This is a genomic window from Streptomyces olivochromogenes, assembly GCF_001514115.1.
In the GTDB taxonomy this organism is placed as follows: Bacteria; Actinomycetota; Actinomycetes; order Streptomycetales; family Streptomycetaceae; genus Streptomyces; species Streptomyces olivochromogenes.
The window spans coordinates 130,198-151,964 of record NZ_KQ948463.1 but is presented as its reverse complement, the minus strand read 5'-3'; the positions used below and the strand labels follow the sequence as shown (position 1 = coordinate 151,964).

The 21,767-nt window shown below is 69.6% G+C and carries 19 protein-coding genes; 7 read left to right on the top strand and 12 right to left on the bottom strand.

Features of this window, described 5'->3' with window-relative positions:
• Positions 1-221 precede the first annotated feature (221 nt).
• Positions 222-485 carry a DUF397 domain-containing protein gene (locus tag AQJ27_RS30950; protein ID WP_067375727.1) on the bottom strand — a complete coding sequence of 88 codons (264 nt, stop codon included), beginning with the start codon at positions 483-485 and terminating at the stop codon, positions 222-224.
• Positions 482-1,318, bottom strand: coding sequence for a helix-turn-helix domain-containing protein (locus AQJ27_RS30945; protein ID WP_067375726.1), 837 nt, complete (start codon positions 1,316-1,318; stop codon positions 482-484). The genes AQJ27_RS30950 and AQJ27_RS30945 overlap by 4 nt, the downstream gene beginning before the upstream one ends.
• A 114-nt stretch (positions 1,319-1,432) precedes the next feature.
• Here AQJ27_RS30945 and AQJ27_RS30940 point away from each other — a divergent pair, with 114 nt between their 5' ends.
• From AQJ27_RS30940 to AQJ27_RS30920, 5 genes are all read left to right on the top strand, one after another.
• The gene (locus AQJ27_RS30940) at positions 1,433-1,870 is read left to right on the top strand and encodes an ATP-binding protein (protein ID WP_067375997.1); all 438 of its coding nucleotides are present in this window, start codon (positions 1,433-1,435) and stop codon (positions 1,868-1,870) included.
• A 134-nt stretch (positions 1,871-2,004) separates the two neighbouring features.
• Entirely contained in the window at positions 2,005-3,729 is a 1,725-nt protein-coding gene (locus AQJ27_RS30935) for a PHP domain-containing protein (RefSeq protein ID WP_067375725.1), read from the top strand.
• A complete protein-coding gene (locus AQJ27_RS30930; protein ID WP_067375994.1) occupies positions 3,726-4,304 on the top strand; it encodes a hypothetical protein in 579 nt (192 codons plus the stop codon). The genes AQJ27_RS30935 and AQJ27_RS30930 overlap by 4 nt, the downstream gene beginning before the upstream one ends.
• Positions 4,305-4,588: 284 nt before the next feature.
• Entirely contained in the window at positions 4,589-4,894 is a 306-nt protein-coding gene (locus AQJ27_RS30925; protein WP_159064427.1) for a hypothetical protein, read from the top strand.
• A 385-nt stretch (positions 4,895-5,279) separates the two neighbouring features.
• Positions 5,280-6,299 carry a thaumatin family protein gene (locus AQJ27_RS30920; protein WP_079065377.1) on the top strand — a complete coding sequence of 340 codons (1,020 nt, stop codon included), beginning with the start codon at positions 5,280-5,282 and terminating at the stop codon, positions 6,297-6,299.
• A 52-nt stretch (positions 6,300-6,351) separates the two neighbouring features.
• Here the strand turns inward: AQJ27_RS30920 and AQJ27_RS30915 are convergent, their stop codons facing one another.
• The gene (locus AQJ27_RS30915) at positions 6,352-8,265 is read right to left on the bottom strand and encodes a sigma-70 family RNA polymerase sigma factor (RefSeq protein ID WP_067375721.1); all 1,914 of its coding nucleotides are present in this window, start codon (positions 8,263-8,265) and stop codon (positions 6,352-6,354) included.
• Between the two features lie 190 nt (positions 8,266-8,455).
• Between AQJ27_RS30915 and AQJ27_RS30910 the strand changes: the two genes are divergently transcribed.
• Positions 8,456-9,475 (top strand): thaumatin family protein, encoded by a 1,020-nt coding sequence (locus AQJ27_RS30910; RefSeq protein ID WP_079065376.1) that lies wholly within the window; start codon positions 8,456-8,458, stop codon positions 9,473-9,475.
• Positions 9,476-9,879: 404 nt separating this feature from the next.
• Here the strand turns inward: AQJ27_RS30910 and AQJ27_RS30905 are convergent, their stop codons facing one another.
• The gene (locus AQJ27_RS30905) at positions 9,880-10,089 is read right to left on the bottom strand and encodes a hypothetical protein (RefSeq protein WP_067375719.1); all 210 of its coding nucleotides are present in this window, start codon (positions 10,087-10,089) and stop codon (positions 9,880-9,882) included.
• A gap of 392 nt (positions 10,090-10,481) precedes the next feature.
• On the opposite strand from AQJ27_RS30905, the gene AQJ27_RS30900 reads away from it, so the two are divergent.
• On the top strand, positions 10,482-11,825 hold the full coding sequence (locus tag AQJ27_RS30900) for an MFS transporter (RefSeq protein WP_235613782.1): 1,344 nt from the start codon (positions 10,482-10,484) through the stop codon (positions 11,823-11,825).
• Here AQJ27_RS30900 and AQJ27_RS30895 read toward each other — a convergent pair.
• From AQJ27_RS30895 to AQJ27_RS30860, 8 genes are all read right to left on the bottom strand, one after another.
• Positions 11,815-12,657, bottom strand: a complete 843-nt coding sequence (locus tag AQJ27_RS30895) for an ABC transporter permease (RefSeq protein ID WP_067375985.1) — start codon at positions 12,655-12,657, stop codon at positions 11,815-11,817. The two genes, AQJ27_RS30900 and AQJ27_RS30895, sit on opposite strands and share 11 nt — an antisense overlap.
• A gap of 20 nt (positions 12,658-12,677) precedes the next feature.
• Entirely contained in the window at positions 12,678-13,412 is a 735-nt protein-coding gene (locus AQJ27_RS30890; RefSeq protein ID WP_079065397.1) for an ABC-2 family transporter protein, read from the bottom strand.
• Between the two features lie 71 nt (positions 13,413-13,483).
• Complete coding sequence (locus AQJ27_RS30885) at positions 13,484-14,479, bottom strand: ABC transporter ATP-binding protein (RefSeq protein ID WP_067375715.1); 996 nt, start codon at positions 14,477-14,479, stop codon at positions 13,484-13,486.
• Positions 14,476-15,645 carry an MFS transporter gene (locus tag AQJ27_RS30880; RefSeq protein ID WP_067375713.1) on the bottom strand — a complete coding sequence of 390 codons (1,170 nt, stop codon included), beginning with the start codon at positions 15,643-15,645 and terminating at the stop codon, positions 14,476-14,478. Before AQJ27_RS30880 ends, AQJ27_RS30885 begins: the two co-directional genes overlap by 4 nt.
• On the bottom strand, positions 15,638-18,505 hold the full coding sequence (locus tag AQJ27_RS30875) for a glycoside hydrolase family 2 TIM barrel-domain containing protein (protein WP_067375711.1): 2,868 nt from the start codon (positions 18,503-18,505) through the stop codon (positions 15,638-15,640). The genes AQJ27_RS30880 and AQJ27_RS30875 overlap by 8 nt, the downstream gene beginning before the upstream one ends.
• Before the next feature lie 42 nt (positions 18,506-18,547).
• A complete protein-coding gene (locus AQJ27_RS30870) occupies positions 18,548-19,429 on the bottom strand; it encodes a carbohydrate ABC transporter permease (RefSeq protein WP_067375709.1) in 882 nt (293 codons plus the stop codon).
• Entirely contained in the window at positions 19,426-20,388 is a 963-nt protein-coding gene (locus AQJ27_RS30865) for a carbohydrate ABC transporter permease (RefSeq protein ID WP_067375707.1), read from the bottom strand. Before AQJ27_RS30865 ends, AQJ27_RS30870 begins: the two co-directional genes overlap by 4 nt.
• Before the next feature lie 29 nt (positions 20,389-20,417).
• The gene (locus tag AQJ27_RS30860; RefSeq protein ID WP_067375705.1) at positions 20,418-21,680 is read right to left on the bottom strand and encodes an ABC transporter substrate-binding protein; all 1,263 of its coding nucleotides are present in this window, start codon (positions 21,678-21,680) and stop codon (positions 20,418-20,420) included.
• Positions 21,681-21,767: the final 87 nt, after the last annotated feature.

The following is a 21,767-nucleotide window of genomic DNA, read 5'->3' as shown; positions in this document are numbered from 1 at the left end:
CCACCCTCACACCGGCCCCACTGGTCCTACTGTCGCCGAAGCCACCGAGTCATTGCCGCGGCCACCGCCCTGACAGGGCGTCAGCCAACTACACTCCAAACAAGGCCTCTGACCAGAGGTAATGGAGAGCCGCGAGTGGAGTACTAAGGCGGGGTGCCGAAGCCGTCGCAGATCAGAAGTTGCTGGGGCACGGCGTTGCTGGCGGGCGCCGTGCTGTGGATTCAGCGGGACCGGTCCACGCCCTCGCGTGCGGCGAACTCCACGAACGCGGTCCAGGGGGCGGGGGAGAGGGCGAGTTGAGGGCCGGGGGTGTGCTTGGAGTCGCGGATGTGGATGGTGGTGGGGCAGGTGGCTACTTCGACGCAGTCGCCTTCACTTCCACTGCTGTACGTCGACTTGTGCCAGGAGAGGGCTACTTCGACGCAGTCGTCACCCTCGCTGCCGCTGTACGTGCTCTTGAACCAGGCCAGTTCAGTGGTGCTCATAGCGCTCCTCGCATCTCCCGGAGCAGGCTCGCTGTGTCTTCTGGGGTGAGAGCCTGTGAGCGCATCTTGGCATACCGCTGCTGGAGCACGCTGATCGCTTTACGGTCACTGATCAGGTGCCCGGTCTTCTGGCCTTCGGCGTAGGCAAGCCACTCGTTCTCCGGGGTCTCCAGCAGGTGCATGGGGCCGTCAAGACCCGCGTGCACCGGCTGCCGGAGCGGCATCAACTGGATCTCGACGTTCCAGTGCCGCTCGGTCACCTCCAGCAGGTGGTCGATCAGGACCCGCGTGACCTCCTCGCTGCCCGTGTGCCGCTCCAACACCGCCTGCTCGATGATGAAGTTGAACGCCGTGGGCCGCTCGCGGCTCGTACCGAGCAGTTCCTGTCGCGCGAAGCGCGCGGCCACACGCTGCTCTACCTGCTCGTCGGTCGGCCGCTGAGGCACGTTCCACATCACCGCCCGCGCGTACCCGTCCGTCTGTAACAGGCCCGGCACCAGGCGGCATTCGTACGTATAGAGACTGATCGCCTGCTCCTCCAGCTCCGCCCACTCGCGGAACCAGGACGCCAACCCCGGCTGCCGTGTCGCATACTTCGCCGCCGCCCTCAGTACACCGAACGCATCCAACACCTCCTCCGCCCGCTCCACATAGGCCCGTGGCGGCAGTCGTCTCCCCTGTTCGATCGACGCCACCGTGGACGGCTGGTACCCCACGAGGGGAGCGAACTCCTCCTGCGTCAGCCCCGCCCGCTTGCGGCAGGCCTTGTGGACCAGGCCGAACGTCTTCAGACTGTCCGACGGTTCGGGCTCGTTCGTGGTGCTGTTGGTCATGCCAGGTATGGTCACGGACGGTTACCCCTACTGTCCACAGCGTGAACTCCTACAGATCCCGGCGTACGAGTGGCGTCGCTGGTCGACGCCCGAGACACCCGGGACCGTTGGGCCATGCAAGGAGACATCCGGGCCCAAGAACCGGTCACCGTACGTACGTTCACGCAGCTCTTCAGCTCCACGCCGCGAGGCGCCCGGCTGGCTCGGCGGCTGGTCGCGAACCGGATGGACGCGTGGGGATTCGCGTACGACAGTGAGGCGAACGAGGACGTGAGCCTTGTCGTGGCCGAGCTGGCCGCGAACGCCGTACGGCACGGGAGCGTGCGCGGGCGCAGCTTCCGAGTACGGCTGGTGCTGCGCGACGCCGTCGTACGCGTGGAGGTCGCCGACGGGCGGACCGAGCGGCTGCCGGTGCTGCGGGAGCCGGACGACGAAGGCGGCCGCGGGCTGGTGCTCGTCGCGGCGCTGGCCGAGCGGTGGGGTGTGGAGCCCCGGATCGGGATGGCCCACAAGGTGGTGTGGGCGGAGCTACTGGTGGGCCTGGGTGGGTAGTTGAGGGGGAAGTGGTGAGTCGACTCGCCCCCATCGCCCTCCGATCACGCGCCCGCCGTCCGGTGTTCACGTTCCGCACCGAATCTCCTCGTGGCGCGCTGTCGCACTCGCGGCGCACGACTCAGGAGGCAGGCATGGGGCACGGGCATCACCACCACGGTCACCAGCACGACCACAGTCACGGTCACGACCACGGTCACGGCCAGGAGAGTGAGTCGCTTCCCGCCGCGTTCGACGCCTCCGTGCCCGACGAGGCCCTGACCCCCGAGCAGCAGTCGCGCCGCTCGCTGCTGCGCCGTGCGGGTCTGCTCGGCGCGGGGCTGGCCGCCGGTGGCGTCCTCGCACAGGGGGCGGCGGCACCGGCGTACGCCTCCAGCGCCACGAGCGGTCGCAGACGGAACGGGTTCCTCTGGCTGTCCGGTGACCACCACATCCACACCCAGTACAGCAGCGACGGCAAGTACCGCGTCGGCGACCAGGTCCGGCAGGGCGCCCGGCACGGTCTGGACTGGATGGTCATCACCGACCACGGCAGCGAGACGCACGCCAAGATCGGTGTCGACAAGGTCAACCCGGACATCAAGGAGGCCCGGGAGAAGTACGAGGACACGCTCGTCTTCCAGGGGCTGGAGTGGAACATACCCGGCGCCGAGCACGGCACCGTGTTCGTGCACCCCGGCAACAACGAGGTCAGCGTCCTCAAGGCGTTCGAGACGTCCTACGACGGCAGCGTGACGGGTACCAGCGGGTCCTCGCCCGCCAACGAGGCGCTCGCCGTCGCGGGCCTCAACTTCCTCGCGGAGCAGGTGCGGCGGCGCAAGGTCAAGGACGCGCTGATGCTCGCCAACCACCCGGCGCGGCGCGGTGTCGACTCGCCGCACGAGATCCGCGGCTGGCGCGACGCGACCGGCTCGGGCCGTCAGATCGCCGTCGGCTTCGAGGGCGCGCCGGGCCACCAGGCGGCGGGCATCGCCACGCCGCTGGGCATGGGGCGCGCCCGGGGCATCTACGACAACAACCCGAGCGCCGACTCCTTCGCCGGCTACCCGCTGGAGAGCTACCGCACCTGGGGCGGCTTCGACTGGATGACCGCCACGGTCGGCGGTCTGTGGGACAGCCTCCTCGCCGAGGGCAAGCCCTGGTGGATCACCGCCAACTCCGACTCCCACCAGGTGTACACGGACACCGCCGTCCGCGGCGGCCCGGACAGTGACTTCACCGCCAACGGCAGGCACACCGACCCGGTCTACGGCGGCAAGATCGACGTCACCCAGGGCGACTACTGGCCCGGCCAGTACAGCCGTACCCACGTCGGTGCCGACGGCTTCTCGTACGCCGCCGTCATGGACGGCATCCGCGCCGGGCGTGTGTGGGTCGACCACGGGCAGCTCATCAGCGGCCTCGACGCGCGGGTGGCGGGCGGCAGCCGCTGGGCGACCCTCGGCGGCGCGCTGCACGTCAAGAAGGGGCAGAAGGTCACGCTGACGGTCGACATCGCACTCGCCGACGGGCCCAACTGGGCTGGTTTCGTACCGAAGTTGGCCCGCGTGGACGTCATCCAGGGCGATGTCACGGGCACCGTCGCGGACAAGGACACCTTCACCGCGCCGACCGCGAAGGTCGTCCGGTCGTACGAGGTGAACAAGTCCACGGGCGTGGTGCGTCTGTCGTACTCCCTCGGCGCGGTCGACCGCCCGGTGTACGTCCGGCTGCGCGGCACCGACGGCAACCGTTCCGCCACCGGTCTGATGGGCGCGGCGGTCGACCCGGCGGGCCCGGCCGTGGACGTCGTCGGCGACGCGGACCCGTGGAAGGACCTGTGGTTCTACTCCAACCCGGTGTGGATCCTGCCGTCGTGACCGAACGGTACGTCGTCGGGGTCGACACGGGCCTGTCCGGAACCCTGCGGGCGGCCGACCATCTCCTCCTCGACCTCGCCGCCGAACTCGGCCTGAACGACGGGGTGGTGGGCTGCACGCACCATGTGCGGGAGGGACGGCGGCACACCGCGCTGTCCTTCTCCACGCCCTCGGAGCGGGTGGCCCGCGCGGCCTGGCGGGAGCTCAGGGAACGGGAGTTCGGCGCCGCTCTGGGCGCCGAGCGGCACGGTCCGGACGAGCTGGCCGCCGGTGCCGCGCACGCCGCCGCGGAGCACCTCGCGCGCACCGGGGGACGTGCCGTGCGGTACGCCGGGGCCGACGCCCTCACCGGAACGGTGACCGTCGCCCGGCTGCTGGCCGTCTCCGCGGTCGAGCGGATCGTCGTCCTCGGGGCGCCCGACGGCCCCGACCCGGACCAGCGGATCGTCACCCGCGATCACGTACGACCGGAGTGGCGCGAAGGACGACTGGTCCTGGCCGCGATGCCGGCCGCGGGCGGGACACTGGTCCCGTTCGAGGTCCCGGACCCGACCCCGTGCTGCGCGGACCACTGACCCGACGAGGACGATCGAGGGCGGTCGGACAGGACACTCCGCAACGTCTGCAAGGAGGGCAAAGATCGCGCTAAGAACCTGAGCGGTTCATTCCCGTCGTATGACTGGCCTGACAGGCTCTCTGCGCTGCGGGAACGCGCCGCAGTGATCTTGCGTGGCCGGCTGCCCTTCCCATGGCGCAGGCCCATCGCATCTCCGCGCGCCCCCTAGGCACCGATGGACAGCACACACAACCGACACGTAGGGCAGATCCGTGCCGACGAGGGGTATCGATGCTCAGGTTCATGGACTGGTCCGTCGTCGTGATGGGCTGCTTGCTGGTTCTTCTCGGTTTCGGCTACCGCTGGTGGGAGCAGGCGAAGATTCGCAAAGGAGCGAGCCCCCGCCAGGGCGTGCGCTTCTACTCGATATGGTTTCCCCTGCTCATGGGTCTTGGCATGCTCGTCGCCAAGGTGCCGCACATGGTCGGCGCACCCTTCGCCGTTGTCATGGTTGCTGACTCGTTGAATGTTGTGCTGGTGGTCACGGCGGCGCTGGTCCTGGTTGTACAGGCGAGGCGTCGGGCCGGCTCCGGGCCATCCGCTGAGTGACGGCAATGCTTGTCAGGGCCGCGTGCGGCGGCTGACACCAGTGGCTGACACCAACACGCGCGAACAGGGGCGTTCGACGCTGAACCTCAGCGCACAATCAGCCGAGGTGCGAAGCCGGTTGGCCGACGACGGAGGTCCGGCATGATCGACCCGATGAGGATGAGGCCCTGAGGCGGCGGTACAGCAGCGAAGTACAGCAACCACAGCAACCGGTCCCGTACTCCAGCAGCACGGCCCTTCAAGGCGGCACGCCCTCAAGCGGCACGGCAAAGCTCCGCCGGCTGCAGCTCCGCCAGCCACACCCGTTTCCGTTATCCCGCACGAACCACTCCGGTCTCCCCTATGGAAGCCCCACGCCCGTGGGAACGGACAGGAGTCTTGTGACATGCATCGCCGCCGCCGGCGCCGCCGGTTCTCCGGCCTGGCCGCCACCGCCGCCGTACTCTTCACGTGCCTCGCCCTGGTGACCGGCGTGGTGCTGGCCCGTATGCAGTCGGGCCCCGCATCGGCACACCGCGCCCTCGCCGCCGACCCCTCGGCCACGCCCCGTACGACGGCCACCGCCACCCCGCTCAGCAGCTCCTCGCCGAAGACGTCACCGTCCCGCTCGGCGAGCCCGCACTCCACGCCCCGCACATCGCCCTCCGCCACCGCCTCCCCCTCCCGCACGGCAAAGCAGCCGACGACCGCCGCCAGAACCCCCGGCAAACGCACCATCACCCTCATCAACCGCCTCAACCAGACCGTCTGGCCCGCCATCGCCGCCGACCCCGAACACCCCGTCGAAGCGACGGGCTGGGTGCTGCGCCCCGGCGCCAGCCTGAGCTTCGCCATCCCCGACCACTGGGACGTCCGCCTCTGGGCCCGCACCGGCTGCTCCTTCGACGCCGCCGGCAACGGCAACTGCCTGAGTGGCGGCTGCGGCCACTTCCAGTGCGGCTCGACCTGGGGCGAATTCCCCTCCACCCTCGCCGAGTTCAACCTCAACGCCTGGAACGGCATGGACTTCTACGACGTCAGCCAGGTCGAGGGCTACAACCTGCCAATGTGGATCAACAGTTACGGCGGCACCTCCACCGACAAGATCGACGCCAACGGCTGCACCGCGGCAGGGTGCGTCAAGGACACCAACGCGACCTGCCCGAAGAAACTGCAGCGCATCCGGGACGGCCACATCGTCGCGTGCCTGAGCGCCTGCCTGGTGTTCAACACGGACCAGACCTGCTGCACCGGCGCCTACGCCGCTCGCCCCCAGTGCGTGCCGTCCTCGTGGCCCGTCAACTCCGCCGCGGTGTTCAAGACGGCCGACCCCAACGCCTACTCCTACGTCAACGACGACGCGACCAGCGTGTTCACCTGCTCCGGAGAGTGCGGCTACCGCGTCACCTGGGGCGTCAGCCCATGACCCGGAGGGGGCTGGGGCCGGTGACCACCGCACCGGCCCTAGCCCCCTCCGCTCAGCGCGCGGACTGGAAGGCCCGGCCCGCCGCCGTGGCCGTCGTACCGTTCGTGAAGAGCCCACTGCTCGGCTTCGCCGGGTCCGCGCCCAGCCCGAACCACGCATAGCGCTGAACGTACGGCAGCGCGTCCAGCGCCTTGGTGGACGCGGTGACGAAGTCCGCCTCCTGCTGCGCGGACGGGAAACGGGTCCCCTGGGAGAAGTCGATCAGCGCGTACTCGGTGAGCCAGATCGGCTTGTGGTACCGCTCGTAGACCGAGGACAGGTACGACGTCAGCTGCTGCACGGCCTGCGGGGTGCGGAAGTCGCCGCCGTACCAGTGCAGCGTGATGAAGTCGACCCGGTACCCCTTCGCCTTCGCCCCGGACATGAACCGGTCCAGCCAGCCGCCGGCCGTGTCCGCGCCGTACGCCACCGCAGGGCTGCCCAGCACCTTGGCCGCCGCCATCAGCCTGGGCCACAGCCCCAGCGCCTGCTCGACGGTCATGTTCGACTGCTGCGCCATGTCGGGCTCGTTGAACCCCAGAAGGTACGGCCCCTCCGCGCGCGCCTGCGCCAGCGACGCGTCGGTCACGGACGAGGCCCCCCAGATCATCGGCACGAAGGAGGCCGACCCCGGGGTCGTCACGCCCTGGTGCTGCGTGTTCCAGGTGTAGTACCAGCTCGCCCCGCTCGCGGCGAGCGCCTGGCTCACCCCGCCGAACGTCCACACGCCGACGCCCTTCTTGGCACCGGAGGCGACCTGCACGGGGGCCGCCGTGTGCTTCGAGGGACTCGGCTTCACCGTCCGCTTCGGGGACGCCGAAGGGGAAGGCGACTGCGTACGGCTCGGGCTGGGACTGGGACTCGGGCCGGCGGACGTGATCGCCACCGGCGTCGGCGGCGCGGCCGTCTCCGCGACCGGGGTGGCCGGGCCGGCCGTCAGCCGGGCGGCGACCAGCGCGGCCGCCACGACGACCGCGACCGCCGCCGAGCCACCCACGACCACATGCTTGCTCACCACCCGCCTGCCGGTACGCCCGTGCCGTCGGCGACGAGCACCGCCCGAGCCGGAACCCCCGGTCGCCGAGCCGGGCCCCCCGGTGGCCGTACCGGAACCCCCGGCGGCCATGGCGAGCACCCGCGCCGGATCGAGACTGGCCGGCACTGCCACCAGCGGAAGGCCGCTCAGCAGCCGGTCCATCGGCAGCAGCCCCCGCTCCAGGCCCTCGCACACCCCACAGCCACGTACGTGACGGCCGAACCGCTTACGCCACAAGGGACTCGGCGTGCCGTCCCACGGCAAGGCGATCTCGTCCAGCTCCGCACAGCGCGGGTCGGCCCCCAGTCCCCGCACCACACACCGCGAGACCTCCATCTGCTTCTTCATCCGCTGCACCCGCACCGCGGCATGCCGACCGGACAGCCCCAGCGCACCGGCGAGCTCGGCGCGCTCCAGCTCGCCGGTCTCCTCCAGCCACCACAGGGACAGCAGCTCCTGGTCGTCCGGGTCGAGCCAGCGCGTCGCCTCGGCGACCTCACGGCGCTGCTCGGTCAGACCCAGCCGCAGGATGGTCAGCCCGGCGAAGTCCAGGGCGGGATCGGTGATCGCCTCCGCGTCGTCCAGATGCGCCCTGCGGTCCCGGTCCGCGGCCCGCGACTGCTCCCGGTTCCGTACCTGCCGGATCGTGATCGCGACCAGCCATGACCGGAACGCCGACGGATCCCGCAGCTTCGGCAGCCCCCGCACCATGCGCAACAGCGTCTCCTGTACGACGTCGTCGACATCGGCGTGACCGTTCAGGGCCCGGCCGACGATGTTGTAGACCAGCGGCAGGCACTGGGTCACCAGGTGCTCCAGGGCCGGTCTGTCACCCGCGCGGGCGGCCGTCACCACGCCTGGGCCGGGTCCACTCCGGTGGATCTTGGGCATATGGGTCTGTTCCTCCGTGCAGGGTCGGGCTGTCGGAACGGAGACCCCCCGACGCACACGAGGACAACAGAAAAACCGGCGGGCCGACGTCGAAACCTGTTCGGCTCCGCAATTTATGTTGTACGGCCCTCGTCGACCAGGTCACCGAAAGGCAGGCACACATCTGGCACAGCCCGAGGAAGGCACAAGGATGGCACGAGGACGCAGGAGACATGGCGCGAGACCACCGCGACGCCGCTGGTGGTACGCCGGCACGGCCGCCCTCGCGACGGCCGTCACCGTACTGATCACCTACGGCATGTGGACACCGTCGTCCGGAATCGGCGCCGCGGGCACGGTGGACCGTCAGACGGCTGCGGCCCTCCCGTCCGGCACACCGACCACCTCGGCGCCCTCCCCGTCGCCCTCGCCGAGCCACAGCGCCTCGCCCTCCGCCTCGGCCAAGCCCAAGGCGTCGCCGAAGAACACCCCGAAGCCGACGACCACCGCGACGGACAAGCCGGTCCAGACCCAGCAGCCCGCCACCGCACCCGCGGGCAAACGCCTGATCACCGTCGTCAACAAGACCCAGAAGACGGTCTGGGCCATCGTCACCAACACCTCTGTCTACCCGGCGGGCCGCAAGCTCGCCCCCGGCCAGAGCCTCTCGCTGACCGTGGCGAACAACTGGGGCGGCCGTATCTGGGGCCGTACCGGATGCACCGGGACGGCCGCGGGCTACTGCGCGACCGGCGACTGCACCAGCGTCTGCAGCGGCGGCAACCCGCCCACCACCCTCGGCGAGTTCACCTTCGACGCGTACGCCGGCATGGACTTCTACGACGTCAGCATGGTCGACGGCTCCAACCTGCCCATGTGGATCAACATCTCCCACACCACGACCACCGACCCGGTCAGCTCCGCGGGCTGCTACAAGGGCGTCTGTACCTCGGAGGTCAACTGCCCCAAGGCGATGCAGGCCCTCGCGGGCGGCCGGGAGATCGGCTGCAAACCGCCGTGCGCGGCGTTCGGCGGCGACACGTACTGCTGCCGCGGCGCCTGGGCGGGCCGCGACAACTGCGTGCCGTCCAAGTGGCCGGTCGACTACACCCAGGTCTTCAAGCGCGCCGAGTCCTACGCCTACTCCTACGCCTTCGACGACGGGGCGACGATGCCCTGCAAGGGAGCCTGCTACTACCGGGTGACCTTCGGCACGACGAACGGCACCTAGGGTGCGTTTCGAAAGTGCTGGTCACAGTCACTCGTTGATGGCTGGGACCAGCACGGTTGTCTCGTAGCGGACGGCGAGCTTGTCGCATCTCGTGGCGACCGCGCGGTGGCGCTAGTCCGCCCCGAGAGCGTCCGAGGCCGTGGTCGTCGGGCTCGGTGAAGACACCACCTGGCGGCTCGACCTGCAGATGTGCGATCGAAGCTGATCAGTGCCGCCCTGACCTGCAAAAACCCAGGTCACCAAGATCCCTGACAAGACCCAGGGAAAGAAGAAGCAACCCCTAACGATCAAGCCCCCTACCAGCGAAGATCCGCGGGTAGGGGGCTTGTCGCTGTGGACGCCGATCGGCGGTCAGGCTGCCGGAGTCAGCGATCCCGAGATGAGGAAGTCCCGCGATCGGACGATCAGAAGGAGACGGTCACGCCGACCTGGTGGTACTGGCCGGCGGTGTCCAGGACCTCGTCCTTGACTGCGCCGAACTGACCCACGAGGTCCGAGCTACTGATCGCCGTGGGGCCGGCGGCGATGCCGACCTGCGGGCTCAGGCCGCCGGAGACGGTGTCGAGCTCGGCGTCAGAGATTTCAAGGGTCTGAACCTGGGGAGCGGAGTTCATGAAGAATCTGCCCTTCGTATGGATGTTCCACAAGGGGGGAGCGGCCAAGCTGGGGATAGCCGATGGGCCGCGACCGCAGGCGCGCGCCATCCGTTTCCGGACGTCTTGGCGCGATCCCGTCGGCGCGAAGGATCAAATCACGGAGAGTGCCCGGCATCCAGTCGGTCGCTGTTCCCGGCACGGCAGTTGAAACGTTCGGCTACTCATCCATGCACGCATGCACACGAATTGAGGGCGGCTTCTCTACATGTAGCCCCGCACAGGAAGCCGACAGCTATTGCCACGGCAGCTCCGAACAAGACAATTCCGTACCAACGGAACGCACCCGTGCCGCAGTTGCGCATTCGCTGTGCAGATCCAGTCCCGTCTAGGCTGGTCGCCGAGTGGATCGGGTGACGGGGGCCGACACGGTGACGTACAGGGCGCGGCGCGGGAGAGAGTCCAGGCCTTCGGAGCGGGCCGCGGAAGCCGCTGTTGGCGAGGAGCCCCCGCAACCGCTCCGGCGGGACCGTGACTTCGGTGTCTTCTGGGTCGCGCAGACCCTTTCGGTCCTCGGGGACTCCTTCGCCCTGATCGCGTTGCCGCTGCTCGTGCTGCACGCGACCGGATCCGTCGCGCAGATGGGCCTGTTGACGGCCGTCGGCGGGGCGGCCTCGGTCGTGGCCGGGGTCTTCGCCGGGGTCGTCGTCGACCGGGTGGACCGCAGGAAACTGCTGGTGACCTGCGATCTGGTCCGCATGGCGCTGTACGCGGTGATTCCGCTGGTCTGGGTCTTCGGACCGCGGATCTGGCTGCTCTACGTGGTCCTGCCGCTGTGCGAGGCCGTCGGCATGCTGTTCTCCGTCGCCTACGTCACCGTCGTCCGCAACCTCGTCGGCGTCGAGCGGATCACGGAGGCCAACGGCAGGCTGAACGCGACCGCGGCGGCGGCCGGGGTGGCCGGTCCGGTGTGCGCGGGGCTGGTGGCGGCGTGGTTCGGGCCGGCCGCCGCCGTCGGCGTGGACGCGGCGAGCTTCGGTGTGTCGGCCGTCTGCGTCGGCTTCGTACGGTTCAAGGGCACCACACGCCCCGCACCGGGACCCGTGGCCGGAGCGGGAGCGGTCCGGCGGCTGTGGACGGATCTGCTCGCCGGGGTGTCCTTCCTGGTCCGGCATCCGGTGCTGCGCGTGCTGACCGTCCTGCTGTCCTTCTTCAGTTTCCTGACACTCGGACTGAACGACCTGTTGATCTACCACCTCAAGCACGATCTCGGCCGCGACGACGCCGCGGTCGGCACCGTGTTCGCGGTCGGCGCGCTCGGCACGATCGCCGGGGCGCTCATGGTCGCCCGGGTGCGCCGACGCCTGGGCTTCGGCCCGACCTGGATCGGTTCGGTGGCGGTGTGCGGATGCGCGCTGGCGGGTCTGGGCTGGGCCCGCAGCGTGCCGGCCGTCGCCGCCCTGACCGCGGTCTTCCTGGGCTTCGGGAGCGTGGCGGGCACGTGCTCCATGTCGCTGCGGCAGGAGGTGACTCCGGAGCATCTGCTCGGGCGGGTCACCTCGGCGTTCTGGACATTGCACTACTCGGCGGCCCCGGCCGGCGCGGCCGTCCTCACCTGGGCCGCGGGGCGCCACGGCACGGCGGTGGTGGGCGTGGTCGCGGGCACCTGCTGCGTGCTCGTCGCCGTACTGGCCCTGCTCACCCCGGTGCGCCGGCCCCGTACGGACGGGGCCGGCGCACCGGTCGTCAGCCGTTGACCCCGGAGTAGTGGCCGAGGCTCCAGCGCCACAGCAGTCGCGCGCCCAGATAGGCGAGCAGCCCCACCAGCGGTGAGGCCGCCGCCAGCCAGTACGGCACCCCCGAGTCGCCGCCGTGTCCGGTCAGTACGGCGGCCGGGAAGTAGGCGACGAAGGCCAGCGGCAGCCCGAAGGTGAGGAAACCGCCGACCGCGCGCGGCAGCACGTTGAGCGGATAGCTGCCGAACGTGCCGAGCAGTTCCTCCAGCCAGCGCCCCCAGTAGTCGGCGGCCGGGAAGCGCAGCGAGGCGCAGGCCACCGCCGTGAACAGGGCCGCCTCCAGGAGCATCCCGCCCAGCACACAGACGACGAGGTACGAGATCCGGGCCGCGTTCCAGTCCAGCTGGCTGCGGGTCAGCGCGCCCACCATCAGCCCGGTCGCCACCGTCAGGTCGCCGATCGCGTTCGTGGGGAAGACGGAGAGCTGGAGTTGCCGGTGGACCGGCATCGGGCGGACCAGATACGTGTCGATCACGCCCTCCTGGATGTGCCGGGCCAGTCCGTGCACCCGACCCAGGAAGAGCACGAACAGACCGTGCGCCAGCATCCGCGTCGCCGCGATCAGCAGCACGTCCTGGCTCGCCCAGCCGCCCATCCCGGTGAACCGGGTGAGCAGCACCGTAGCGAACACGATCACCGACACCTGCCAGATCGCGCCGATGGCGATCATCAGCAGGAACTCGGAGCGGTACTCCAGCTGCGCGCGGAAGTTGAGACGCGTGATGCGCCACACGATCCGCAGGGATTTCAGTGATGTGCCGAGCCTGTCTGTCGTGTTCGGCCTGCGCGGCATGTCCAGTCCGTCCGTCATGCTCAGCCTCCCTGCGAGATCACGCGCTGGGCGGCGCGACGCCACAGCAGCCGGGTGAACAGGGCGAGGGCCACCACCCACGCGGCCTGCAGGGCGAGTTGAGGGCCCGCCTGCGACACCGGGATCCGGCCGACGTACAGCGACAGCGGCACACTCAGCGTCGCCTGGAAAGGGAGGAAGCGGCTGAGCGTGATGAACCAGTCGGGGAAGAACCACAGCGGCGCGTACACCCCGGACAGCAGGTTCTGTGCGAAGACCAGGATGAGGATCGCGGCGCCGTTGCGGAGCGTCCAGAAGCACAGCTGGTCGATGACCAGCATCACGTAGTACAGGACCCACTGGCCGAGCAGCACACTCAGCCCGAACACCGCCGCCGCGACGGCCGACCCGGGCGGCTGGACGAACCCGACGGCCAGACACACCGCGTATCCGGTCAACGCCCAGACGAATCCGTAGAGTTGCTCGCCGAGCGCCCGCAACGCGTAGTAGCGCTGCGGGGGCAGCGGGCGCAGATACCAGTACACGATGGTGCCGAAGTGCATGTGCTGCTGGACGGTGTCCCGGCCCGAGTACTGGTCCAACGCCCTGATCCGGGTGGCCAGTACGGCGAGCACGGCGTAGGTGACGGCCTGGTCGCGGGTGAGGCCCGCGGTGGTGCCGGTCGTCGCGTACAGGCCGCGCCACAGCGAGGCCACCAGCACCACCTGCACGACGAGGCGCAGCAGCGCGGCGGTCATCCGGGGCGGGGTGTGCAGCTCGCCGAGCGGGGTGACCCGGGCGGCCCGCCAGCCGCCGGGGACGGTCGCGCTCACGCGGCCTCCGCCTGGACGTACGCCGCCCGCATCACGTCCTCCAGGTCCGCCTCGTCGATCGCGAGGTCGGTCACCTCGTACCGCTCGACGACCTGCTTGAGCGCCTGGTGGACCGTCGGGGCGCCGGGCCCGTCCGGTCCGAACACCACCTGGGGACCCTCGCGGCGCAGCAGTGCGATGCCCGGCGGCGGGGCGATCGCCGCCTGTGGATCGGCGAGCGTGGCCCGCACCTGCCAGGTCGAGCCGAACCTACGCCTGATCTCGTCCAGGGTGCCGTCGAGGACGAGCCGCCCATGGTTGATGAGCACGACCCGCTCGGCGAGCCGCTCGACCTCCGTCATGTCGTGCGTGGTCAGCAGCACGGTCCGGCCGCGCTCCTCCACCTGGTGCTTGAGGAAGCCGCGCACCTGTTCCTTGACCACCACGTCCATGCCGATGGTGGGCTCGTCGAGGAACACCACGGGCGGGTCGTGCAGCAGCGCGGCGGCGAGGTCGCAGCGCACCCGCTGGCCGAGGGAGAGATGGCGTACGCGGGTGTCCCAGAAGGAGGAGAGGGCGAGCAGCTCGTCGAACTCGCCGAGCCGGACGCGGTGTTCACGCTCCGGCACCCCGTAGATGTCCCGCAGGATCGCGAAGGACTCACGCACCGGCAGGTCCCACCACAGCTGGGTGCGCTGCCCGAAAACCGCCCCGATGTTGCGCGCGTTGCGCTCGCGCTCCCGGTACGGGACGACGCCCGCGACGCGCGCCTCGCCGGAGGTCGGGGTGAGGATGCCGGTGAGCATCTTGATGGTGGTGGACTTGCCGGCGCCGTTCGGGCCGAGCAGCGCGAGCAGTTCGCCGGGCGCCACCTCGAAGGTGACGTCGCAGACGGCCTCCTTCGCGACCCGCTCGGGCTTGACGAGGGACTTGAGCGCGCCCGCGAAGCCCGGACGGCGCACGGTGGTGTGAAAGGTCCGGGACAACCCCCGGACCTGGATGCTGCCGCTCATACGGACGCCTTCCGGGTCAGTGCGATCAGCCACAGGGTGGCCACGAGCGAGGCCGCGGACAGGGCGGTCAGCAGCCAGGGGACGGCGTGGATCCCCGACGCCTCGATGCCCACGCCGAGCAGCGCAGGAGCCGCCACCCCGCCGATCATCGACGCCGCGATCACCCAGGCCCCGGCCCTCTTCGCCTGGGGGAGGGCCCTGTTGAGCCACGGCAGGCCGGTCGGGAAGACGGGCGCGATGAACAGGCCCACACCGGCGTACGCCACCGGCGCCGCTCCGGGGATCAGCGCCAGCAGCAGGCACGCGGTCATCCCGGCCGCGCAGACCGCGAGGATGCGCTCGGGCGCGTACCGCAGGGTGACCGGGACGACGAGGAAGCGGCCCGCGGTCATCATCAGCCAGTAGACGGAGGTGGCGGAGGCGGCGACCGTCGCGCTGTAGCCGACGGTCTCCAGATGGGTGGGTTCCCAGCCGCCGACGCCCGCCTCGACGCCGACGTTCAGGATGTAGAGGAGCAGGAAGCCCACCAGGACGCGGGAGAGCAGACCACCGGAAGCGGCGGGCCGCTCGGCCGGGGAGAGGGGCGGCGCCTCGCTGCGGACCCCTCCCGTGCACAGGATCAGCGCCCCCGCGAGCACCGCGCACGTACCGAAGGCGTACGGGTAGTCGTCGGGCCCCAGCCACGCGACCAGCGCCGGGCCGAGGACCGCACCGATGCCGAAGTGTGCGTTGAGGACGTTCAGCATGGCCGTCGAACGGTCGCCGAAGCCGACCGCGAACAGCTGGTTGAGGCCGTAGTCGATGCCGCCGAAGCCGAGGCCGCCGAGGAAGGCGGCGGCGAGCGCCAGCGGCCAGTTCGCAGCGAGCGCGAAGCCCGCGCCGCCCGCCGCCATCAGCGCGTAACTGGCCGACAGGAGCGCCCTGTTGGAGATCCTGGAATGGATTGCGTTGAAGGCGAGGACGCCCGCGACGCCACCGGTGAAGTGCAGGCTCAGGCCGAGGCCCGCCGCCGAGGGGGAGAGGCCGTACTGCGCGCGCAGGCCCGGGACGGCCGGGCCGTAGAGCGCTTGCAGCATGCCGATGAGGACGAATCCGATACACGACGCGACCGCGGCCGGTCGGCTGAAGAGCCGACCGGCCGCGGTCCTCGTGAGGGTGTCAGCCATGGATCTCCGAGAAGTGGAACGTGAATTCGGCGGGCGCGGGCCGCAGTTGGTACTGCTCAAGCGCGCCCGGACCGCAGGACTGCGAGCCGATGCCCTGTTGCCCGTGGTCGAGATTGACCCAGACCGTGTCGCCGGCCAACAGATCGGTCGGATGCTCGGCCGCGTCGAGCTGCTCCGACGTCCAGCGGCGCGCGGTGAACCAGAACTCCGGCTCGCCCTCGACCCGCAGCCCGCCGATCTCCACCCAGCGGACGTCGGCCCGGGCGCCGTTCTCCTGCGGACGGACGTACGGCGTCTGGAGCCCGTCGATGGTCGACTCCCAGCGCCCCACCATGGAAGCCGACTTGGTGTCCGGGTAGGCCTCGCCTGGGCCGCCGCCGAACCACCTCGCCCCGTGCACCGAGCCCGCGAGCCCCAGCCGGATCCCGAGCCGGGGCAGCGGCAGCCTCCAGTCGCCCTCGGGCGCCACGGACACGGTCAGCCGCAGACGCGTCCCGTCGGACGTCCACCGGTAGACCGTGCGCAGGGCCACCTCGCGGGCGGCGGGCGCCACCCGGGTCCGTACGGTCAGGGCGTCGTCGCCCAACTCAACCGAGTCCAGCCGGTGTTGCATCCGGTGCAGGCCCAGCTCCCGCCAGAGCGGGCCGAAGCGCTGATCCGGCTGCCAGGCCGCCCCGTTGTCGTTGTCGGTCGGCGCACGCCACACGTCCAGACGCAGCCCCCTGACATCGACCCCGCCGATCGACCGCAGCGCACCCGTACGGGCGTCGAAGGCCGCCGGGCCCAGGGTGATCTGCCCCTCGCCGAGGACCGGACCGTCGCTCTGCGCCACGGCGGTCAGGGGCCGCGCCGAGAGCGGGAACTGCGCCCAGGCCACCAGGTGGTCCTTCGGCCCCCAGGCGGTGTCGGCCGCGAGCGTCGCCCGTACCGTCCACTGGGTCTCCCCACCCCGTGGACCGGTCGGCGGATCCGGCAGCTTCACGTCCGCCGATTCGCCCGGGGCGAGCTCCGGCACCGACAGGACGCCCGCCTCGACGGTCTCCCCGTCGACCTGGTAGGACCACTGGAAGGCCAGCGCGGAGAGATCCGCGAAGTCGTAGCCGTTGGTGACCCGCACGGTCCCGTCGGCCCCGTCGCCGACGATCCGGACCGGCTCGATCACCTTCTTGTATTCGATCAGCCCCGGGGACGGGGTCCGGTCCGGGAAGAGCAGCCCGTCGCAGACGAAGTTCCCGTCGTGCAGCTCCTCGCCGAAGTCGCCGCCGTACGCGAACCCGTACCGCTCGTCCCTGATGCCGTGGTCGATCCACTCCCAGATGAAGCCGCCCTGGATGCGGTCGTACGACTCGAACAGGTGCTGGTAGTCCGCGATGCCGCCGGGACCGTTGCCCATGGCGTGCCCGTACTCGCAGAGGATGAACGGGAGTCCCCGGCGCTTGTGGGTGCCGCCGTCAAGGCCGCGGCCTATCGTCTCGACCTCGGCGTGGTCGGCGTACATCCGCGAGTAGACGTCCGTGTCACGGCAGTCGATGTCACCCTCGTAGTGGATGAGGCGTGAGTCGTCGCGGCCGCGGATCCACTCGGCCATGGCGGTCAGCCCGCGTCCGGTGCCGGCCTCGTTGCCGAGGGACCAGACGACGACGGAGGGGTGGTTCTTGTCGCGCTCGACCATGCGGGCCGCCCGGTCGAGCAGGGCCGGGGTCCAGCGGTCGTCGTCGACGGGGTTGTCGCGCCAGTCCTGCTCGGTGAAGCCGTGCGTCTCGAGGTCGCACTCGTCGACGACCCACAGGCCGTACTCGTCGCACAGGTCGAGGAAGGCGGGGTGCGGCGGATAGTGCGAGGTGCGCACCGCGTTGATGTTGTGCCGCTTCATCAGCAGCACGTCCTCGCGCATCGTCTCCAGGTCCAGGGCGCGGCCCCGCTCCGGGTGCCATTCGTGCCGGTTGACGCCCTTGAAGAGGAGGGGCGTGCCGTTGACCTTGAGCAGGCCGTCCTCCAGGGCGACCGTGCGGAAGCCGACGCGCAGCGCGACGCGCTCGCCCTCGGTCGCGAGCACACCGTCGTACAGCTGGGGTGTCTCGGCCGTCCACGGCCGCACCGGGACGGTGACCGACTCGCCGGTCGCGACATCGATGTCGAGGCCGGGCAGGGTGACCCGGCCGTCGACGTCGGAGTCGACGCGCAGGGTCCCGAGGCCTTCGACGTGGTCGTACGAGGCGTGCACGAAGAAGTCGAGGACGCCGCCCGCCGGGCGGTGCAGGAGCGTGACGTCCCGGAAGATGCCCGGCAGCCACCACTGGTCCTGGTCCTCCAGGTACGAGCCCGCCGACCACTGGTGGACACGGACCGCCAGCACGTTGCCGCCCGGCTTGAGCAGATGGCCGACCGCGAACTCGTGCGGCAGCCGTGACCCCTTGAACTCCCCGATGTCGGTGCCGTTCAGCCAGACCCGGGCACAGGACTCGACCCCGGCGAAGCGCAGCACCGCCCCGCCGTCCGAGGGCCAGTGGGACGGCAGGTCGAAGGTGTGCCGATGATCGCCGGTCGGGTTCCCGGTCGGCACGCGCGGCGGGTCGACCGGGAACGGGTAGAGGTGGTTGGTGTAGATCGGTGAGCCGTGCCCCTGGAGGACCCAGTGGCCGGGGACGGACACCTCGGCCCAGTCCCCGGCATCGAACCCCTCCGCCGCGAACGAGTCGTCCTCGGCGTCGGCGGTGGGGGACAGACGGAAGCGCCAACTGCCGTTCAGTGACAAGGACCGCGCGTCCGAGGACGCGTACCGGGCGCGTGGCGGGAGCGACCCGCTGCCCGGTGAGACGTCCTCGACGTAGTCAATGGCGGAAGTCGTGCGGAAAGACATCGGTCTCCTAGATCGTCCCTTGGTGCCCGTCTGGCTTGTCGATCAGCCCTTGATGCCCGTCTGCGCGACCCCCTGCACCAGCCAGCGCTGGAGGAAGAGGAACACGAACACCAGGGGCAGGATGGAGATGGCGGTCGCCATGAAGATCAGATGGAAGTTGACGACCTGGTTGGTCATGTACGAGGAGAGCGCGATCTGCACCGTCCAGGCGCTCGGGTCCTGGCCGATGACCAGCGGCCACAGGAAGGCGTTCCAGCCGCTGATGAAGGTGATGGTCGCGATCGCGGCGAAGAAGTTCAGCGAGTTCGGTACGACGATGCGCCAGTACGCGCCCCAGTAGCCGAGCCCGTCCACGCGCGCCGCCTCCTCCAACTCCCTGGGGAACCCCAGGAAGTACTGCCGGAAGAGGAAGCAGGCGAAACCACTGAAGAGCACCGGAATGACGAGACCCCGGTAACTGTCCACCCAGCCCAGCGAGGAGACCAGCACGAAGCTCGGCACGAAGGTGACGGCGGGCGGCACCATCAGGGTCCCCAGGACCATGTAGAAGATCTTGTTGGCGTGCTTGTACGGGATACGGGCCAGGCCGTAGCCGGCGAGCGAGCAGACCAGCAGGGTGCCCACCGTGATCAGGACGGCCACGACCGCGGAGTTGAACAGGGAACGGCCGAAGTCGACCGTCGTGTCGTGGAACAGCTCGGTGAAGTTGCCCCATTGGGGGTTCGCGGGGAAGAACTTCCAGTTCTCGCCGGTGATTTCGGGGTCCGTCGACAGCGCGTTGCGGACGATCAGATAGAAGGGGACGAGGAAGAGCAGGGCGGCGACGCCGATGGAGACGTACAGGCCGGTGTTGCCGATGACGCTGCCGCGCTTGACGCGGCGCGGCCTGTCGACCGGAGCGACCGGAGGCACGGTGGCGGTCACTTGTCGTCACCCCTTCCGAAGCCCAGGAACTTGCCCTGCACGAGTGTCACGATGAGGATCAGCAGGGTGAGGATCACCGCGCCCGCGCTGCCCTCGCCGTAGTCCTGGCTCTCGCCGAGCGCGGTGTAGTACAGCTCGACGAGGGGCGGCCGGCCCCAGGTCGTCTTCGCCAGCAGGTTGAAGAACTCGTCGAAGGCCTGGTAGGCGGCGATGACCAGCAGCAGGATCACCGCGGTCGAGGTGGCCCGCAGCTGCGGCAGGGTGATGTGGCGGAAGGTCTGCCAGCCGGGCTTGGCACCGTCGATGGCGGCGGCCTCGTACAGCTCGGGCGGGATGTTCTGCAGCGCCGCGAGGAACAGGATCATGTAGAAACCGGCCTGCAGCCACAGCCGCAGCGTCACGATGACCAGCCAGTACCAGGGCGGATCGGGGTTGGCGAGCCAGGCGATGTTCTCGACGCCGAACCAGCCGAGGATCGTGTTCATCAGGCCGAAGCGGACCCCGCTGAACATCGACATCTTCCAGACCAGCGCGGCGGCGACATAACTGCACGCGGTCGGCAGGAAGAAGACGGACCGGAAGAACGCCTTCATGAAACGCAGCCGGTTCACCAGCAGGGCGAGACCCAGCGACAGCGCCCAGGTGGCGGGCACGATGAAGGCGGCGAACACGGTGAAGGTGACGAGCGAACCGGTGAACTTGCTGTCCTGCAGCATCTGCCAGTAGTTGTCGAAACCGACGAACTTGCTCGGCGTCACCGTGAAGCGTGCCTCGAAGAAGCTCAGCCAGAGGCTCCAGCCGATCGGCACATAGACGAAGACCGTCAGGCCGATGAGGAAGGGGCTCGTGAAGAGCCAGAAGTTGAAGGTGCTGCTGCCCCGCAGCCCCCGCCGCGGCCTGGCCGGTGAGGCCTTGGCCGAGGCGGGGCGCGCGACACCGCGCGTGGTGGTGGTCGACATGTCGAAACCCGTCCGTCGGTCTCCGCCGGCTATCCGAAGAGCTTCTTGAGCTCGCGGTTGACGGTGGTGTCGGCCTGGTCGAGCGCGGCCTCCGGGTCACCGTTCTTGCGGACGCAGTTGGCGAACACGTCCTCCAGCGCGGTGATCATGGCCTGGGTCCAGCCGATGTTGTCGAAGTGCCCGAAGTCGTTGAAGAGCTTGACGCCCTCGGCGGGCAGGCCCGTCTTGAGCTTCGTGGCGGTCGCGGCGATCGAGGTGCGCGGCGGGATGTGGAAGCCGTACGAGAGCGCGAAGTCCTCCTGGTACTTCTTCTGCTCGATCCACAGCCACTTCACGTACTCCTTGGCCAGGTCGGCGTTCTTGCCCTTGGCGTTGACGAACATCGACCAGCCGCCGTTGGTCACGGACTGCTTGCCGCTGTCCGTGACCTTCGGGAAGGGGAAGATCCCGAGGTCGTCGCCGAGTGCCTTCTGCATGACCGGCATGGCCCACATACCGCAGAACTGGATGGGGGTCAGGCCCTGCACGATGGCGGAGGGGTCCCAGTAGTCGGTCGGGGCGTCGAGGAGAAGGTGGCCGCTGGTGAACAGCTGGCGCATCTTCTTGATGCCCTCCTTGACGCCCTCCGTGTGGTACGCGATCTGGTTCTTCGCGTCGAGGGTGTCGGCGCCGGACGACCAGATCAGCGGGTTGATGACGGCGTGCAGGTCGTTGCCGATGAACAGGCCCTTGACCTTGCCGGTGGTGAGCTTCGCCGCGGCCTCGATCAGCTCGTCGAGGGTGGTCGGCGGCTGGATCTTCGCCTTCTCCAGCACGGACTTGCGGTAGAAGAAGAACTGCGGGTCGTCGATCATCCGGACGCCGTATATCTTCCCGTCCACCGTGTGCGAGGCGATGTCGGCCGGGTTGAAGTCGGACTTGACCGGATCGATGATGTCGCTCAGGTCCGCCACCTGACCGCTCTTGATGAGCTGGATCTGCGGGTGGAACTCGAACACGTCGGGGGCGTTGTCGGTCAGCAGCGCGGAGAAGAGTTTGCTCTCGTAGTCCGCGCTGGTGATCCACTGCGTGTTCACCGCGGCCTTGTCGTAGCCCTTCGCGTACCGCTTGAGGGCGTCCTCGACGCCGGCCTCCCCGTACGCGTGGAAGTACTGCTTGATGGACTTGCCCGAACTCCCGCCCCCGGAACGCCCGTTGTTGCTTCCGCACGCGGCCAGCGGCCCCAGCGCGGCCAGCCCCGCGGCGGCTCGCAGGACGGATCGACGGTCCCAGTTGCTGCTCATTGCCGACATGGTGACGTCCTTGTCTCTTGTACGGCTGCGGCTCGAAATCGCTGTGCGGTGCGGGACGCTAACCTTCTGTTAAGGCTTCGGCAAGGG